Annotated in this window: 16 protein-coding genes and 2 pseudogenes; 11 read left to right on the forward strand and 7 right to left on the reverse strand. The window is 59.5% G+C overall.

The genetic code is table 11. From position 1 onward, the window contains the following. Window positions 1-95 precede the first annotated feature (95 nt). Window positions 96-1,439, reverse strand: a complete 1,344-nt coding sequence (locus tag J3P73_RS28275; RefSeq protein WP_027690035.1) for an adenylate/guanylate cyclase domain-containing protein — start codon at window positions 1,437-1,439, stop codon at window positions 96-98. Window positions 1,440-1,947: 508 nt separating this feature from the next. Here J3P73_RS28275 and J3P73_RS28280 point away from each other — a divergent pair. Further along, on the forward strand, window positions 1,948-3,285 hold the full coding sequence (locus J3P73_RS28280) for a nucleotide sugar dehydrogenase (RefSeq protein ID WP_024321671.1): 1,338 nt from the start codon (window positions 1,948-1,950) through the stop codon (window positions 3,283-3,285). A 213-nt stretch (window positions 3,286-3,498) separates the two neighbouring features. Next, window positions 3,499-4,161 (forward strand): GNAT family N-acetyltransferase, encoded by a 663-nt coding sequence (locus tag J3P73_RS28285; RefSeq protein ID WP_026170864.1) that lies wholly within the window; start codon window positions 3,499-3,501, stop codon window positions 4,159-4,161. Between the two features lie 290 nt (window positions 4,162-4,451). Here the strand turns inward: J3P73_RS28285 and J3P73_RS28290 are convergent, their stop codons facing one another. After that, entirely contained in the window at window positions 4,452-5,393 is a 942-nt protein-coding gene (locus tag J3P73_RS28290) for a LysR family transcriptional regulator (protein WP_018071528.1), read from the reverse strand. Window positions 5,394-5,520: 127 nt separating this feature from the next. On the opposite strand from J3P73_RS28290, the gene J3P73_RS28295 reads away from it, so the two are divergent. The 6 genes and pseudogenes from J3P73_RS28295 to J3P73_RS28320 all read left to right on the forward strand — a co-directional run. After that, window positions 5,521-6,366: a transporter substrate-binding domain-containing protein gene (locus tag J3P73_RS28295; RefSeq protein ID WP_130688936.1), complete on the forward strand. Its 846-nt coding sequence runs from the start codon at window positions 5,521-5,523 to the stop codon at window positions 6,364-6,366. A gap of 9 nt (window positions 6,367-6,375) precedes the next feature. Next, window positions 6,376-7,026: an amino acid ABC transporter permease gene (locus tag J3P73_RS28300; protein ID WP_027690032.1), complete on the forward strand. Its 651-nt coding sequence runs from the start codon at window positions 6,376-6,378 to the stop codon at window positions 7,024-7,026. Beyond that, entirely contained in the window at window positions 7,026-7,673 is a 648-nt protein-coding gene (locus J3P73_RS28305) for an amino acid ABC transporter permease (RefSeq protein WP_174826353.1), read from the forward strand. The genes J3P73_RS28300 and J3P73_RS28305 overlap by 1 nt, the downstream gene beginning before the upstream one ends. Before the next feature lies 1 nt (window position 7,674). Next, window positions 7,675-8,457, forward strand: a complete 783-nt coding sequence (locus J3P73_RS28310; RefSeq protein WP_130737045.1) for an amino acid ABC transporter ATP-binding protein — start codon at window positions 7,675-7,677, stop codon at window positions 8,455-8,457. A gap of 19 nt (window positions 8,458-8,476) precedes the next feature. After that, the gene (gene speB, locus J3P73_RS28315) at window positions 8,477-9,457 is read left to right on the forward strand and encodes an agmatinase (protein ID WP_018071525.1); all 981 of its coding nucleotides are present in this window, start codon (window positions 8,477-8,479) and stop codon (window positions 9,455-9,457) included. 168 nt (window positions 9,458-9,625) lie between these two features. After that, window positions 9,626-9,892, forward strand: a pseudogene (locus J3P73_RS28320) (Tn3 family transposase); the annotation flags it as partial. Window positions 9,893-9,986: 94 nt separating this feature from the next. Here J3P73_RS28320 and J3P73_RS28325 read toward each other — a convergent pair. Further along, complete coding sequence (locus J3P73_RS28325; protein ID WP_024321664.1) at window positions 9,987-11,162, reverse strand: DUF3095 domain-containing protein; 1,176 nt, start codon at window positions 11,160-11,162, stop codon at window positions 9,987-9,989. A 225-nt stretch (window positions 11,163-11,387) separates the two neighbouring features. Here J3P73_RS28325 and J3P73_RS28330 point away from each other — a divergent pair, with 225 nt between their 5' ends. After that, window positions 11,388-11,867: a class I SAM-dependent methyltransferase gene (locus tag J3P73_RS28330; RefSeq protein WP_024321663.1), complete on the forward strand. Its 480-nt coding sequence runs from the start codon at window positions 11,388-11,390 to the stop codon at window positions 11,865-11,867. Between the two features lie 98 nt (window positions 11,868-11,965). On the opposite strand, the gene J3P73_RS28335 is transcribed toward J3P73_RS28330, so the two are convergent. Then, window positions 11,966-13,756 (reverse strand): ABC transporter ATP-binding protein, encoded by a 1,791-nt coding sequence (locus J3P73_RS28335; RefSeq protein WP_130774199.1) that lies wholly within the window; start codon window positions 13,754-13,756, stop codon window positions 11,966-11,968. A gap of 350 nt (window positions 13,757-14,106) precedes the next feature. Between J3P73_RS28335 and J3P73_RS37715 the strand changes: the two are divergent. Then, a pseudogene (locus J3P73_RS37715) lies at window positions 14,107-14,226 on the forward strand (class I SAM-dependent methyltransferase); the annotation flags it as partial. Window positions 14,227-14,233: 7 nt separating this feature from the next. Here J3P73_RS37715 and J3P73_RS28345 read toward each other — a convergent pair. Further along, window positions 14,234-14,689 (reverse strand): Rrf2 family transcriptional regulator, encoded by a 456-nt coding sequence (locus J3P73_RS28345; RefSeq protein ID WP_130698999.1) that lies wholly within the window; start codon window positions 14,687-14,689, stop codon window positions 14,234-14,236. 131 nt (window positions 14,690-14,820) lie between these two features. On the opposite strand from J3P73_RS28345, the gene J3P73_RS28350 reads away from it, so the two are divergent. Further along, window positions 14,821-15,726, forward strand: coding sequence for an NAD(P)/FAD-dependent oxidoreductase (locus tag J3P73_RS28350; protein ID WP_130774200.1), 906 nt, complete (start codon window positions 14,821-14,823; stop codon window positions 15,724-15,726). A gap of 287 nt (window positions 15,727-16,013) precedes the next feature. Here the strand turns inward: J3P73_RS28350 and J3P73_RS28355 are convergent, their stop codons facing one another. Next, window positions 16,014-16,712, reverse strand: a complete 699-nt coding sequence (locus tag J3P73_RS28355; protein WP_128412100.1) for an RES family NAD+ phosphorylase — start codon at window positions 16,710-16,712, stop codon at window positions 16,014-16,016. Continuing rightward, on the reverse strand, window positions 16,706-17,119 hold the full coding sequence (locus J3P73_RS28360) for an MbcA/ParS/Xre antitoxin family protein (RefSeq protein ID WP_130699001.1): 414 nt from the start codon (window positions 17,117-17,119) through the stop codon (window positions 16,706-16,708). The genes J3P73_RS28355 and J3P73_RS28360 overlap by 7 nt, the downstream gene beginning before the upstream one ends. Window positions 17,120-17,257: the final 138 nt, after the last annotated feature.

Raw genomic sequence — 17,257 nt, forward strand, 5'->3', positions numbered from 1 at the left:
GGGTGTCTAGCTGATGACAATCATAGAAAAACCGCCGTCTCCCGCCGAAGTTCCCTCGGGCGAGACACGCAGATTATGGCAGGGGTTCTAAGCTGTTACTGGATGAATTTCTCCATGCTGGTGCGCTCCACCTGTTTCTTGGCGTCACGATGCAGGAGAATGACCTGCTCGGCTTCTGAAAGTCCGTTCTGCACGGCTTCGCGGAAGCTTTCGTCGACGTTGATTGCGGGTGCCGGCGCACGCGGCTGCAGCACCGTCACCTTCTGGCGGATGCCGCGCAGCTTTTCCTCGCCGAGCGTCGTCCATTCGCCGCCGCAATAACCGGCGAAGGCCTGGCTGGCCACGACCTCGCGGCCATATTTCTTGGTCAGGATCTGCAAACGTTGGACCTCGTTGACCGCCGAGCCGAAGGCGGAGAAGGTCAGGCGGTCCTTGAGGCCGACATTGCCGAACATCACGTTGCCGACATGCAGGCCGATGCCGTAGCCGACCCTGGTCAGGCCCTTCTGCTCGCGGTCCCTGTTGAGCTCGGCGACCCGCGCCTGCGCCTGATGCACGGCCGAAAGCGCCGCCTCGCAGGCAATTTTCGATGGGTCCTTGTGGCGTCCGCACGGATAGACGGCGAGGAAGCCATCGCCGAGGAAACTCAGGATCTCGCCGCCATTGCGGTTGAAGGGGGCGGCGATCGCGTCGAAGAACTGGTTCAGCGTGTCGATATAGGCCTGCCGGCCTTCCTTTTCGGCATACATGGTGGATTCGCGCATGTCTCCCATGACCAGCGCCGCCCGGATCGTCTCACCGTCGCCACGGCGGATCTGGCCGTTCAGCACCCGCTTGCCGGCGTCGCCACCGAGATAGGTGGTCAGCATGTTGTTGGCGAGCTTGCCGAGCACCGCCATCTTGGCAGCGACCGCCAGATGGTTCTGCATCCTCAGCAGCGCATCGATCATGTCGTCGGAAAAGCCGGTATTATGGTCCGTCGACCAGGAACCCATCATGCCCTGCACCGAGCCGTCGCCGAAGGGCTGCACGAAGGCCAGATAGTCGGTGATGCTGTCCTTGCGCAGGTCCTCGAAAATCGGAAATTCGTTCGGCCCATCCTGTAACAGCCGGCGGCGGATATGCTGCAGATTGTTGTCGAGCAGGTAATAATAAGGGCTCTGCAGGAAGCGGTCCGGCTTTTGCCCGGCAGGCATGCGGAAGCCCTCGATGGTGACGCCGCTGGCGCGCCGCCAGGTGAAGCTCAGCGCATCGTAGAGCGGGTGCAGCATCGAGAAGGAAAGATGCACCCGCGCAAGTGGCAGGCCCGCAGCAGTCAGCCTTTCGCAGAAACCGCGCACGATGTTTTCAAGCTCGTCTCCGGCCAGCGAAGAGTTCGTCAGCCATTCAGCGACCCGGTCCAACAGGATGGAGGACACGCTGGATTCGATCGTGCTCATTCTCGGTATGATCCTCATAAGGCACGCCATCCCCAAGAGCCAAAAGTCCCTCGGCCGGCACATTTTCATGCGCAGGTCACAAGGAAAACAGGATGTACGAGCGGTATTATTGTGTCAACGGATCTGCCGAAAGCCCGGCAGCGGCGCCCCTCAGCTCCCCATGTCGGGGGATCGGACGGGTTGTCCTTTCGCGGTGGTTCATTATCAAAAGTCAAAATAGGGATGCTGCAAATGCGAAACAATGGGAGTTTCAATTTTTTGTGCGCTCAAGTTGCATCAAAGGGCGCGGCCTGAGTCATTTCCGCCACACCCGGTTAAGGGATTTGGACGTCAATGCCACGCGACATCCCGGCCCAGGAGATCGGCGAGAAGGTTAGGCTGAGGGCAGCCATTAGAGCAAACCGGACGGCCGTGCCGCCGGAAAGACGAGGAAGATCGGCGCCCGGGTTTAATTTGGCTGGATCATGCATTAGATCAGCCTTCTCTTCCCCGTTTGAAAGATCCCGCCTTGGCCACCTCCACCTTCGATACGCTTTTGCAGAAGATCGAAACCCGCGCGGCCCGTGCCGGCATCATCGGCCTCGGCTATGTCGGCCTGCCGCTGGCGATGGCGGTGGCGCGCAGCGGCTTTGCGGTCACCGGCTTCGACATCGATCCGGGCAAGATGGTGGCTCTCGATGCCCGCCGCTCCTATATCGACGCGGTGAGCGACGAGGCGCTGTCTGCCGAGATCGATGCGGGCCGCTTCAAGGCGACGACCGATTTCGCCGGTCTCGACGAGTGTGACGTCATCATCATCTGCGTGCCGACGCCGCTCACCAAGCATCGCGATCCCGATCTTTCCTTCGTCGAGGCGACGTCGCGCTCGATCGCCGCGCATTTGCGCCCCGGTCAGCTCGTCGTGCTGGAATCGACCACCTATCCCGGCACGACCGATGACGTGGTGAAGGTCATTCTCGAAGGCACCGGGCTGAAATCCGGCTCGGACTTCTTCGTCGGCTTTTCGCCGGAGCGCGAGGATCCCGGCAACCAGCACTATCATACCGCCACCATCCCGAAGGTCGTCGCCGGCGACGGGTCTGAGGCGCTGGCGCTGATGAAGGCCTTCTATGGTGCGGCGGTATCATCTGTCGTTCCGGTCTCTTCGAATGCGACGGCTGAAGCCGTGAAGCTTACCGAAAACATCTTCCGCTCGGTCAACATCGCCCTCGTCAACGAGCTGAAGACCGTCTATGCGGCGATGGGCATCGACGTCTGGGAAGTGATCGACGCGGCCAAGACCAAGCCCTTCGGCTACATGCCCTTCTATCCCGGCCCCGGCCTCGGCGGCCATTGCATCCCGATCGATCCCTTCTACCTCACCTGGAAATCGCGCGAATACGAGCTGCCGACCCGCTTCATCGAGCTTGCCGGCGAGATCAATTCGGCCATGCCGCGTTATGTCGTCGGCAAGCTCGCCGAAGCGCTCGATATCCGCGCCGGCAAGGCGCTGAGCCGCAGCAGGGTGCTTGTGCTCGGGCTCGCCTACAAGAAGAACGTCGCCGATATTCGCGAAAGCCCGTCGCTGCGGCTGATCGAGATCATCGAGGAGCGTGGCGGACACGCAGATTACCATGATCCCTTCGTCGCCGAGATCCCGCCGACGCGCGAATACCAGGCGCTGAAGGGCCGCAAATCGGTGCCGCTGACGCCTGATACCATTGCCGGCTACGATGCGGTGCTGGTGGCGACCGATCACGACAGGGTGGATTATGCGGCGCTGTCGAAAAGTGCGGCGCTGATTATCGACACGCGCAACGTCTTCAACCGGCTCGGGCTTGCGGCCGAACACGTCATCAAGGCGTGACAGAAACGTCACTGCATAAGTCTGCTATTCGGCAGCGCCTCGCTGTTCCGGCCTGAGGGGTTTATCCACCCCACTAAGCTCGCAATCGATTCCCATCCAATTGGCCTGCTCGCAGCTGTCAAAATGGATGGGAACAACCAGCCATATATATGCAATTACAGGGCTACATACTCAACGACGGCATTGTTCCATCAGATTCTGGATGGTGTCTTCATGGAACTCAGCAATTGGAAAGGTGCTCCCAAAGCGGAGCGAAAAATACTGGAAGGGTCTTACGCGCGGCTAGAGCCGCTGAGCGCGGATCGGCATGCACAGACTTTGTTCGAGGCGGCGGCTGCACCCGGCGCGCAAGATCGATTCAAGTATCTTTTTGACGATGCCCCTTCCGATTTCAGCGGTCTGCGGGTCTGGGCCGAGAGGGCGGAAGCCAGCGCGGACCCTCTATTCTTTGCGGTCATCGACAAGGCGACCGGCCGTGCTGAAGGCCGCCAGGCTTTAATGCGCGTGGATACGGTCCACGGCGTAATCGAGGTCGGCAATATCCTGTGGGGACCGGCGATCACACGGACGCGGACCGCAACGGAAGCACTGTTTCTTTTCGCTGACTATGTGTTCTGCCTTGGATACCGCCGCTTCGAGTGGAAGTTAGACAACGGCAACGTTCCTTCCAAGCGAGCAGCCGAGCGCTTCGGATTCTGCTTCGAGGGCATTTTCCGACAGCACATGGTCGTCAAGGGCCTCAATCGCGATACCGCATGGTATTCCATCACCGACAGGGAATGGCCGCGTCTTCGCGCCGGTTATGAGCGCTGGTTGCAATCTGACAACTTCGACAGCTCTGGACAGCAATTGAACAAGCTGGCGTTCGATCTGTGAGTGTCACGGAGTTCGCCGCATCAGCGTGGGCGGCTCAATGGCGCGCCGCATGTGGCGGGCTGATGCGGGCCGCTGAAGACGTGCAGAAATTCGGCACATTCACCTATGCGGCCGACGCGCCTACCGGCACCACGAGTTTGCTCGGAGCGTGCGAGACACACATTGGAAGGACTGACCCGCGAAGCACCATAATGCGGCGACCTATGTCGACCGCGTAGACGACCATGCTCCCGGCAAACAACCTCCTGCACCCAAAAGGCGCTTGCAAATCTCGCTATTAGACGACGGTGCTAGCTTGTCGCATTTCCTGGGGCGAAAGAATGTCCCATGTGTACCGCCTCCGAAGCAATGCCCGCCAGTTCACGGATGAAGAAGTCAAGGATGGTCGACGGTTTCTCGGTAGACCGCGTCGCGATGACGAAGGTGGAATGAATACGGGTTTCCTCCGGCATAAGCTGCCTGAAACGCCCTTTTTGCACCCAGCCGCGGGCATAGTGGTCCGGCAAGTATCCAAGATAGTGTCCAGACATCACGAACATTGCTTGCGCCTCCATGTTGGAGGCAATGGCCCGCGCACGTGCTTTTGGGAAAAACTGCAATTCACGCATGTTGGCGTATGGCCGCACAACGAAATCGAAAGTCTCGACGTGTTCGATCGTCAATTCGGCTTCCGCCTGCCGGAAGAGGGGGTGCCCTTGGGCACAGTAAAGCGAATGGATTTCTTCCCGGAACCGCGAGAGCTTCAGACCCTGATAGGGTTGCGTTTCCGGTAGCAATGCTATGTCCAGACCGCCATTGGCAATTTCCGAAAGAAGCGCGTCCGGAGTGTCTATTGCCAGTTCAACGCGCGCTTCGGGCGCCCGTTCGCTGATACGGGCGATCACCCGGTGGATAGGTAGGTCGCTGTCGGTAATGGTATTATCAACGAGGCCGAGCCTTAGAGTGCCGGTAATGCGGTTTTTGAGTGCACCGATGTCGCTCTCGAAGGCATTGAGTGCCAGAAAAAGCCCTTTTGAACGCTCATGCACGATAGCACCACGGTCCGTCAGTTCAAAACCCGAGCGGCCACGCTGGCAAAGCTTGAAACCCAGACGATCTTCCAGCGCCTTGATGTGGAAACTGACCGCCGACTGACTAAGGCCCAGCGCGATCTGTGCACCGAGAAAACTCTTATGGTCAACGACCGCCCGAAACACGGTCAATGACCTGAGGTCGGATTGGGCGAGCAGCATCCGCGCATCCTTACATTAATAATCTTGATGTAAACTCCACATATTTCCTATTTTTCTGTAGCATTGTCCATGCTTCCTTGTCTTCGGAGACCACGAAACGGTCCCAGAAAAACAGGGGAACAGGACTATGAAAGTCATTCGGAATTCGAAAAGCCTTCTGATCGGCGCCGCATTTGCCATCGCGTTGGCCGCACCCGTCGCTTCGGCCGCCGAGCTACTCGAAAAAATCAAAACGGATAAGGTCTTCACTGTCGCTACCGAAGCGCGCTTCGCGCCGTTCGAATTTGTCGAGGACAGCAAGATTGTCGGCTATTCCGCAGATATCATGGCAGAGATCATGAAGGCTCTGCCCGGTGTCGAACTGAAGCGGCTCGACCTGCCTTGGCAGGGCATCCTCCCGGGTCTAGCCGCCAGTCGGTTCGATTATGTCGTGACCTCCGTCACGGTCACGCCGGAACGCATGAAGGCTTATCATCTGTCCGCACCGATCGCCGATGCCACAATGGCTGTGCTGAAGCGCAAGGGTGATACCGACATTGCCAAGCCGGAAGACATTGCCGGCAAACCGGTCGGTTCACAGGCAGGTTCGGCCCAGCTTGCCGCGCTTGAAAAATTCGCGGGCGAACTGAAGGCAGGTGGCAAAGGCGACGCCACGATTTCCACCTACACCGACTTTTCCGAAGCCTATGCGGACCTTGGGACCGGTCGCATCAAAGCTGTCATCAACTCGCTGCCAAACCTGCTCGAAGCAGCACGTCAGCGTCCCGATGTATTCGAGGTGGTGCTGCCGACCTTTGGTGCAAAAACCTATTTCTCATGGGCTGGCCGTAACGATGCCCAAAGCGCCTCGCTGAATGCGCTGATGGACGCCGAACTGGTCAAGCTGAACACATCCGGCAAACTGGGCGAGCTACAGAAGAAGTGGTTCGGCGCGACGATGGAACTGCCGGAAAAGCTGGCAGTTAGCGAGTAAGATCCAGTCATGGACAGAGGACTCGCAGGTGTCTGGCCAGCTCTTTTCGATGGCTTCGCCACCACAGTCATAGTCAGCTTTTCAGCGCTGCTTCTCGGTGCGCCGCTGGCCATTCTCCTTGCCGCAGCTTCACGCGGCGGCAGGGTTACAACCCGTCTGGCGGGACTTTATCTCTCCTTTTGGCGGGGGACGCCCATCCTCGTCCAATTGTTGATCGTCTTCTATCTGCTGCCATTTTTCGGGCTGGAGTTGCAACCAACGCTAGCCGCAACACTGGCGCTCGCATTGAACACCGCAGCCTTCCAGTCCGAGATCTACCGCGCCGGACTGCTGGCAGTCCCGAAGGGTGAGATCGAGGCTGCCAGCATGCTCGGTCTGTCCGCAAGCCAGACGTTTTTCAGGATCGAAGCGCCCCAAGCGATACGTCTGATGCTGCCGGCCCTGATCGGGGAAATGCAGGCTCTGGTGAAAAACTCCTCGCTGGTATCGGTGATCGCCGTCACCGACATCACCCGTCGGGCGCAGCAGGTCGCCGCATCGACATTTCGTCCACTGGAAGCCTATACCTCGGCTTTGTTACTTTACGTGATCATCGGCGCAGTTCTTGCGTGTATTGGCCTTTTGTTGGAGCGCCACCTATCACGGGAGGCGAAACAATAATGTCGGATTTTGTCAACGATATTCCATTATACGCGGCGGGTCTTGCCACTACGATTGGTGTTTCGCTGCTGGGCATCTTCATTTCCGTAGTCGGCGGCATTTTTCTTGCACTTGCATTGCGCAGTCGCCTTCGGCTCATTGCGATTCCGGCCCGCGGTTACATCGAATTTTCGCGTGGCGCACCTCTCGCGCTGGTGTTGTTCCTCCTCTATTACGGAGGCCCGCAGTTCGGTTTGCTGCTGAGCCCCCATGTCGCCGGCATCGTCGGTCTCGGGCTTTATGGAGCCGGACCGTTTGCGGAAATCTTTCGTGCCGGCTTCAGTGCGATACCGAAGGGTGAACGGGAGGCCGCCGAAATGCTTGGCCTGACACCGGGCCAGCGCTTTCTCAATATCGAACTGCCCCAGGCATTGCGGGTCACGCTTCCCGCCAGCGTCGGGCAGACAATCAATCTGGTCAAGGAATCTGCCGTGCTTTCAGTCATCACGCTTGGTGAACTGACAAAGGTCGCAGGTACGATCAGCTCCATCACCTTCGCTGTCGTCACCCCTTATCTTACCATCGCCCTCCTCTACTGGGCGCTCGTCGAAACTATCGCGCGTCTCGGTTTCTATGCAGAGCGACGCTTTACGGTGAAAGGCTCCTGATATGACCGCAAGTAAAGCTGCAATCTCGGTGCGCGGACTTCAGAAGCATTTCGGCGACAAGAAGGTGCTGACGGGCATCGACCTCGATATTCATGCTGGCGATGTTACCTGCATCATCGGCCCATCTGGTTCTGGCAAGAGCACGCTGTTGCGCTCTATTGCTTTTCTCGATCCTTACGACGGCGGCGATGTGCAGGTTTTTGGAAAGCTGATCGGCTGGCGGGAAACGCCACTCGGACGGGAACGGGCCGGTGTGAGGGAACTGGCGGAAACACGCAGGCCCCTTGGCATGGTGTTCCAGCACTTCCACCTCTGGCCGCACATGAGCGTGCTCAACAATGTGACCCTGGCACTTTGGCTGGTGCATGGTGTGCCTCGAAAGCAGGCAGAGGAAACAGGGCGGGCGATGCTGGAGAAGGTCGGGCTTTCCACCTTCGCGGATCGCCGTCCCGAAAGCCTTTCCGGGGGGCAAAAGCAGCGCGTGGCCATTGCCCGGGCGCTGGCAGTCCGGCCGAAGGCGATGCTTTTCGACGAACCCACCTCGGCGCTCGACCCGGAACTGGTGGGCGAAGTGCTTTCTGTCATGAAGACACTCGCGACAGAGGGAATGACCATGGTCATCGTCACCCACGAGATGGGTTTTGCCGCCCATGCGGCCAGCCGCGTCGTCTTCATGGATAGCGGCCGCATTGTCGAGGAGGGCCCGCCGCAAATGCTTTTCGCCACCCCGAAAAGCGAACGTCTTTCTCAATTTCTCCAGACCTGGCGCGAACGCGCATTTTGATAGCTTGAAAGGAACGATCATGGCTGCTCACGGATACGATAAAGGCCGGCTTAACCTGCCCTTCGTCGGCATTTCCACCTTTGCCAAGAGCCCTTATGTCGAGAACTGGGACCAGATCGACGCCGATGTCGCGATCCTCGGCGCACCGTTCGATTTCGGTACGCAGTGGCGATCCGGCGCCCGTTTCGGGCCAAGGAGCATACGCGAGGCGTCTACGCTGTTTGCCTTCGGCCACGCCGGTGCCTACGATCACGAGGACGACGTGACGTATCTAGAAGGTGTAAGGATCGTCGATATCGGCGATGCCGATATCATTCACACCGACACCGCATCGAGCCATGCCAATATTGAAATCGGCGTTCGCAAGATCCTTTCGGCAGGTGCGCTTCCAGTCGTGCTCGGCGGCGATCATTCCATCAACATCCCCTGCATCAACGCTTTCGGCGATCAGGAACCTGTCCATCTCGTGCAGTTCGATGCGCATCTCGATTTCGTCGATGAGCGCCACGGCGTACGCTTCGGCCATGGCAGCCCGATGCGTCGTGCTTCGGAAAAGCCTTGGGTGACCGGCATGACGCAGCTCGGCATCCGCAATGTGTCATCCACCGCCAAGGAAGGTTACGACCACGCCCGCGCCCAGCGGTCGGACATCCTGTCCGTGCGCCAGATCCGCAAACTTGGCGTAGATGCGGTTCTCGAGCGTATTCCAGCAGGCAAACGCTATTACCTCTCCATCGACATCGACGGCTTCGATCCATCGATTGCACCTGGCACCGGCACACCCAGCCATGGAGGCTTCATCTATTATGAGGTCCTGGAACTGATTGCCGGTCTTGCAAAGCGAGGCACCATTGTCGGTGTCGATCTTGTCGAGGTCGCGCCCGATTACGACCACACCGGAACAACAGCTATTCTGGCTGCACAGCTTCTGCTCAATACGATAGGTCGGATATTCGCGGTAAATGTCTCAGCAAATGGAAGGAATTCTCGCGTTGAATGATGCTTTCGCAGATAGCCTGGCTTTTCACTTGAAATATCGCGAGTTGGAATCGCGCTCAAATTCGTGTCGTAAGAGTCCGCCTGAAGCGTGTGATTCTTACGACAACGTTTTGCCCACGTCACTTTTGGGTACACCCAAAAATTACATTCAAATGTGACGCTCGCAGAGCGTTTCCGCGATCGTAGCCAGGAGAACCTATCGATCCGGGCATCGGCCCTCAACCTGGTCGTCACCGCCATCATTCACTGGAATACGATTTATACCGGCCGCGTCGTCGATGCCGTGCGAAACGCTGGAGAAGCCGTCCCCGAGCATCTGCTTTCCAGTCTGTCCCCGCTCACATGGGAGCACGTGAGCCTGACCGGCGACTACCTTTGGGAAGACAAACCCGCTGTCGATGAAAAGGGCTTCCGCGCAATCTCGTTCGGTCTTTGATCCGGCTACCGTATATCTGTGCCCCTTTAATGTTCAGGGGCCCTGTTGCGCAGTGCAGGTGATTGCGACGTCCGAAGATTGTCCGGTCATAGTGTTAAATCGTGCTCGGTGCTGTTGAAAGCGACTTGCCGGTGATCTGGCTGGCGGCCACCGCATAACCGCCGGCGGCGCCATCGATGAAATGGATGTGATCGCGCGCGATCGGCGTCGGCACGAAGCAGGTCATCAGCGCTGAGGATTGTCGATGCAGGCCGTAGCGAGCCACACCCTTGGCCTGTGCCTGTTGCAGCAGGGTCTCGATGCGCTTCAGGTGTTCGGCGTCGACGTCGATCGTCATCTTCAGCCCGTCATCGAACTTGCGGAAATCGGAATTGTCGGCGACGTCGCGCTTGTAGCGGCGTGCATCGAAGCGGCCGAGCGGAATGCCGAGCCTGTAGCACGCAACCGTGATGCCGAGCTGCAGGAAGATGAAGAGCTTCTGCCAAAACCGCCGGCTGGGTGGCGCGGTGGCTTTGGCCTCGCGATTGATGCCATGCAGCGAGAAGGCAAGGTCCGGACCATCGGCCGGTACCGGATGGCTGTCCCTGTTCTGCTCGGTGGTGATGGCGACGATGCCGCCGACGAGCTCTTGAAATTCCCGGCCTGGCCGACCTTCGCCGGGCACGGCGATAATCGAGACGATCTCGCCGTTTCTCGCATCGATCGGGCTCCAGCGGCAGGAGAGACCGGTCAGATCCGGGCGGGTTCCAGCCGGCGCGCGGGCAATGCCGTAACGGCCGAGCTTCATCTGTCTTTCGGCCCAGCTGGTGCCGCCGCCCCAGAACATCGCATAGGTGACGTTGGGGCTTGCGGAGTAACGCGCGACACGGACGTCGAGGCCCTCGGCGCGGGTGTCGGCGACCGGCACGATGGCGACGCGCAGCACCAGGTTCAGATCTTCCTCGACCCAGACCTGCGCGGCGGCAAGGGCGTCGCGTGCCGCCGCCTCCAGCGAACCCGGAAGCGCGATCAGCGCGCCGTCGCCGCCGAAGACGAAGGGATAGTCGCCCTTGCCGACGGCATTCAGCACCGCTGAGATGACGCTGGCGCCCGCCATGTTGACGTCCTTGTAACGGCCGGCGCCGATCGCCTGCGTCGAGCCGACGATGTCGGCGAGCGCCAGCACCCATCCGTCCGGCAACGGCCGGTAGTTGGCCGCGTCGGTCACGCCCTCGAATTCGCTGAAGAGCGGCACTTCGGCAAAGAAATCTTCGTCGGTCACGGTTTTCATGTCATCGAGCTTAGCACAGACCCATGTTGCCACTGCAACGCCAATTCCCATTTACGGCAATCGACTTGGCAAGGTTTCATGTGTTAGAGCCTTTCCTGGTTTCCGGGACGCACGGAAACGCCCTATCTTTTTGTTTTTATGCAATTCCGAACGCAAAACCGCTGCCGCACTTTTTGCTGGAATTGCTCCAGGACCGCTAACGATTTCATGACGGATACGGATTAGATGAGCCGCCTCGACAGCTTCATTCGCCGGTTGACGGCTCAACGCGACATTCTGAACTCGATCATCGATCTGGTGGGAGAAATTGAAGGCCCGGTGCTGGAGTTCGGCCTCGGTAACGGCCGCACCTATGATCACCTGCGCGAGAATTTTCCAGGCCGGCGCATCGTCGCCTTCGATTGGGAAGTGCGCTCCTATTCGGCCTCGACACCGGAGGCAGAAGACATGGTGACCGGCAATATCCGCGACTCCGGTCAGGCCTTCGTCGGCATTGGCGCGGCCCTTGCCCATGCCGATATCGGCACCGGCCACGACGAGATCGATGCGGTGACGCTGACCTGGCTGCCGCAGCTGGTGGCCGGCGTGCTCGCCCATAACGGCATCGCCGTCAGCGGGCTGCCGCTGGAGCATCCCGAGCTGGTGGCGCTGCCGCTGCCGGACGGCATCAAGGAAGGCCGTTATTTCCTCTACCGGCGCACGTAGAGGATAGCATCGGCCCTACTGCATAAAATTATGCAGCCATTCAAAGTGCTACAGCGCCGCGGCTCTCGAAAAGAGGCGCGGCGCTGTCGTGTTTCGCTTCACGCCACCAGACCCTTGGTCAGTTCCAGCGCCTGCCGTTCGAACAGCCGGCGATAGATACCGTTGTTGAGCCGGATCAGCGCCTGGTGGTCGCCTTCTTCAACGATATTTCCCTTGTCGAAGACCAGCAGCCGGTCCAGCGCTCGCACCGTGGACAGCCGGTGGGCGATCACCAGCGTCGTGCGGCCGTTCATCAGACGTTCCATGGCCTGCTGGATCTGCACTTCGCTCTCGCTGTCGAGGCTCGATGTCGCTTCGTCCAGGATCAGCACCGGCGCGTCCGCCAGGAAGGCACGGGCTATGGCGACACGCTGCCGCTCGCCGCCCGACAGCTTGACGCCGCGTTCCCCCACCATCGTCTCATAGCCCTTGGGAAGGTCCATGATGAAGTCGTGGGCACTCGCCTGTTTTGCCGCCTGCTCGATCTCGCGGCGCGAGGCGTTCGGCCTGGAATAGGCGATGTTTTCGGCCAGCGTGCGGTGGAACAGAATGGGCTCCTGCTGCACGATGGCGATCTGGCCGCGCAGGCTTGATTGCTTGACCCCTGCGATATCCTGCCCGTCGATGCGGATTTCGCCCGAGTTGACGTCATAGAGGCGCTGGATGAGCTTGACGAAGGTCGTCTTGCCAGAGCCCGAATGTCCCACCAGGCCGACGCGCTCACCCGGCTTGATGGTGACCGAAAAGTCGTCATAAAGCGGGGTGGGATGCGCGCCATACTGGAAGGTGATGCGATCGAAGACGATCTCACCCTCGCCGATCTTGATCGGCTTGGCGTTGGGCTTGTCCTCGATGTCGAGCGGCATCTTGTCGAGCAGCACCAGCTCTTCCATGTCGTTGACGGCACGCTGCAGATTACGAATGTCTTGGCCGACATTGCGCAGATAGCCTTGCAGAACGAAGAACATGGCCAGCACGAAGGTGATGTCGCCAGGCGTCGCCAGCCCCTGCCGCCACATCACCAGGCCCGTTCCCAGAATACCGGCCTGCATCGAAACCATCAGGAAGCCCTGGATCGTGCCGCTCAACGTGCCGCGCTTCCATGTCCGGCGCGTGCGGCTGTCCCATTTGGCCATCACCTGGCCCAGGCGCGTCTCTTCGCGGCTTTCAGCGCCGAAGGCCTTGACCACCGAATTGCAGCTGATGGCATCCGCCAGGGCGCCACCCAGCTTGGTGTCCCAGGCATTGGCAAGCCGTGCCGCCGGCGACACGAAGCCCATGGAAAGCGCCACGGTCACGCCGATATAGATCAGCGACCCCGCAGCCACGATCAGGCCCATGATCGGCCAGTAGCTGCCGAGCACGATGCTGGCGCCGACCAGCATGACGATGGACGGCAAAAGCGCGACCAGCAGCAGGTCGTTGAGCTGGTCGAGTGCCCACATGCCGCGGGCGATCTTGCGCACCGTCGAACCGGCAAAGCTGTTGGCGTGCCAGTCGGTCGAAAACCGCTGCACCTTGTGGAAGCCGTTATTCGTCACATCCGCCATGGTGCGCAGCGTCAGCCGGATGATGCCGTTGAAGATGAACCAGCGCAGTGCCACGCTGGTCAGGCCCAGAGCCACGACGATGACGAAGGCGCGCAGCGCCCGGTCAGCCGCATTGCTGCCGGCAATAGCATCGACGATCTGGCCGGAAAACACCGGTACCATGACTTCGGCCAGCGTGCTGGCAATGACCAGCACAATAATTATGCCCACCAATACAGGCCGATGGCGCCAATGATGGAAAACAAAGCCGAGCACATGGCGATAGGCATCGGCGCGGAAATCGAGCTTCTTGCGAGTCATTTTAATCGCTCGGCGCCATGTCGGCTGCCGGTCCTCAAAATCGAGAGTTGGATGGCACAGCCCAAGCGGGAGACGAAATGATCCCGTCAGATCAATCGGGCTATGAATTAAGGGAAAACCGCATGTCGGGCGCGCTTGAGGCGGGCCGCGAATGGAAATGACCTAGTGTCGGGACATTCCGCACGGGAAGGTTTCGATGATTGCTGGCATGCAACGCCTCCCTTATGTTTGAACTAAAGCGGTGAGCGTTTTGTACCGAAGCAATTCGCCATTGCCAAGCGGATATTTGCAACCTTACAGAAAGTGATGCGGAAACGACACACCTTGTGCGCTTGCGAGGTGACGGTTCGGCCGGCGTGCTCGCCCGTAACGGCATCGCCGTCTGTGGTCTGCTGCTGGAGCACGCCGAGCTTGTGCCTCCGCCTGCCGACGTCAAGGAGGGCCGTTATTTCCACTACCGCAGGACGTAATCCCCGCTCATGAGGCGCAGGAATAGGGTGTGGCCGGGCGAGCGGTCAGTTTCGCCTCGAAGTCGGCGGCGATTTTGTCCAGCGTCACGCTGTCCAACCGTCGCAGCAGCAGGGCCTGGGCTTCCTCCATCGCGTCGCCGAGGGCGACATTCACCGCCTGTTCCACAAGACACTGCGGCTGATCGTCGGCTGGGCCGATGGCGAAGAGATGCGGCTCGCCGATGGCGCGGTAGACGTCGAGCAGGGTGATCTCGGCCAGCGGACGCACCAGTGTCCAGCCGCCGCCATGGCCCTTTTCGGAGCGGACGTAGCCCTGTTCGCGAAGGCCGGCCATGGTGCGGCGGACGACGACCGGATTGGTGTTCAGCATTTTCGCAATCATGTCGGAGGTCGCCGAGTGCTGGTGCTTATCCATGTGGATCAGCACGTGCAGCATGCGTGAAAGGCGGCTGTCATTGCGCATGGGTCTCTTCCTGTCGATCGGACGGGTCATTATCGCAAGCGGATCGTAACAAGACAAGTGACATGATGCTTGACGGCGTCATATCATGTAACTTATGTTGAGCCATGAGTTCGATACCCAAGGAGAGTTCCATGTCGTTCGAAGCCATCATCATCGGCGGAAACTTCGCCGGCCTTTCGGCCGCCATGCAGCTGGCCAGGGCGCGGCGGCGCGTGCTGCTCGTTGACGCCGGCGCGCCGCGCAATCGCTTTTCTGAAGCGTCGCATGGGTTCCTGGGCCAGGACGGCCAGACACCGGCGGCGATCATGCGGGAGGGAAAACGGCAGCTTTCGCTTTATCCGACGATCACCATCCGCCAGGGGAAAGTCGTCCGGGCGCAGAGCGATGGTGACGCGTTCGTCGTCGGCACCGAAGACGGCGGCGAAGATCGAGCCGCGCGCATCGTGCTTGCAACCGGCGTCAGCGACACGCTGCCCGAAATCGCGGGCCTCAAGGAGCGATGGGGCCGCTCCGCGCTGCACTGCCCCTATTGCCACGGTTTTGAGGTCAGCGGCGGCAAGCTCGGCGTTCTCGCAAACCATCCGCATTCGGCCCATTCGGCCATGATGATCCCGGACTGGGGCGCAACGACCTTTTTCACCCAGGCGCTGTTCGAGCCCGAGGAAGAGCAATTGGTGAAGCTGACAGCCCGTGGCGTCCGCATCGAACGCAGCCCTATCGTCGAATTGTTGGGCGACGATCCGAAGCTTGAGGCCGTTCGCCTCGCTGATGGCCGCGTCGTGCCGCTCGATGCCGTCTTCGTCGCGCCGAAAACTTCGATGGCAAGCCCGGTTGCCGAACAGCTCGGCTGCGCCTTCGACGACGGCCCGTTCGGGCCGGTCATCCGGACCGGTGAGAATAAGGAAACCACTATCAAGGGTGTCTTTGCCGCCGGCGATGCGGCAAGCGCGATGCATAATGCCACGATCGCCTCCGCCTCAGGCGTGCTCGCCGGCGTGCATTGCCATCAATCGCTTGTCATGCAGTCGGTCGCATAAGGCGGAAACAGCACGTCAAACGGGTGAAAGTTCCCCCAGCAGGTCAGGTCCACATCGCTTCGTCGAACTGAAAATCTCAGCGCTTTAAGCATTGCTCTTAAAATAATCAGCCGATGCAAGGGACTTTTTGAAATTTCTACGTTTGAATTGTAGTCGTTTTTCATCCGAGATGACTATCAGGTCGATGGTGAGGCCGTGGATCCGTCGGGAAACGTGTGGCGCGGAACCGCCTGATTACCGCTCACAGAAATCCGCGGCAATATGGAGCAATTGCCGCAAGCCACCGGTTAAGTGACCGCCAGTACCGCCCCGGTGTCGTACTGACGTACGAAATCCACCCGAATGCCGTTCCAGTGATAGCAGTAATGACGCCCTTGGACAGGAATGGTTATGGCGTCCGGCCAGAAAATGCCGATACAACGTTGACCGGGCATTCGAACGCTGTTCCACAAGAGACCATCGCTTCCCGCTGCACGAAGTTCGCGTCCCTCAATCTGGGAAGCGGTGTAATCGTCCGGATGCAGGGCGCCAGGCACCGCGTTCACGTCGTCCAGTTCTCGGTCCACGCTGCCCACTAGGACGCGAAAGTCCGATGTCCACCCCGGACGCTGGGGCGTTGAGCTCATGAACTTCTGATGATGATGTATTGTTTCGGCGACAGCGACTTCTTCGCTGTCGCCTGCATAGTAGAGACCATAGCTTCCGTCCGTGAAGCGTCCCGGCCGCCCCGTTGAGCAATGGACGAATGGGGCCATTACATAACTAGCGCCGGTCCCCGAAACGCGGCGGTTCGCGGGCACCTTTCCAAGATCGCCCACCTCATATCGAATGCGCGGATTCGTTTTCGCCTCGACGGCGACAAGGGCCTCCCAGTCGCGGGGGTCGGCGATGTCCTCGAACAAATCGATTGGCGGATAGATCGATCTAATGATGCGGTAGGTTTTAGGCCACTGTACGTGGGAGCGGACAGCAAGCCCACTTACCATGCGCTCCGCTCCGCATCGAGCCATTCACGCATCACGGCAAGATCAGAAAGCTCGCCCTCAAGCATCACGTCCAGCGCCGACTTGCCGCCAAAGGCCGCATTAGGTGCTTTGATCCACTCATATCCCCTTGATGGGTCCTTAAACAGATGTCGCACCCCCTTGTGGATACCCATCAGGTGAGCCATCCGCATTTTCAGGTCCCGATCGACACGTCCCACGTTGCCTTCTTTCCACCGTGCCCATGTGCGGGCCGACAAACCTCCAAGCAAGGTGCAAGCCTGGGCCTCCGTGAGCTTCCAGGCGTTGAAGAGGTTTACCGTCGTGCGGGCGAGCGCCCCTGCTTCAACATCGGTGATTTCAGCCGATGTTCTGTCAAAGGGAGTCGAAGCAATAGGTCGAAGCTGCATGGCATGCTCTCTTTCTGGCAGAAAGATAGCATATTATTGCCAATTGGCAAATCCATTTCTCCTACAACGACCGCATCACAGGGACAGCAAGAAGGGTGGCCGAACGCTCAACCGTTCGCTTCATCTCATGGCCTCAAG

The organism is Rhizobium ruizarguesonis (assembly GCF_017357285.1).
In the GTDB taxonomy this organism is placed as follows: Bacteria; Pseudomonadota; Alphaproteobacteria; order Rhizobiales; family Rhizobiaceae; genus Rhizobium; species Rhizobium ruizarguesonis.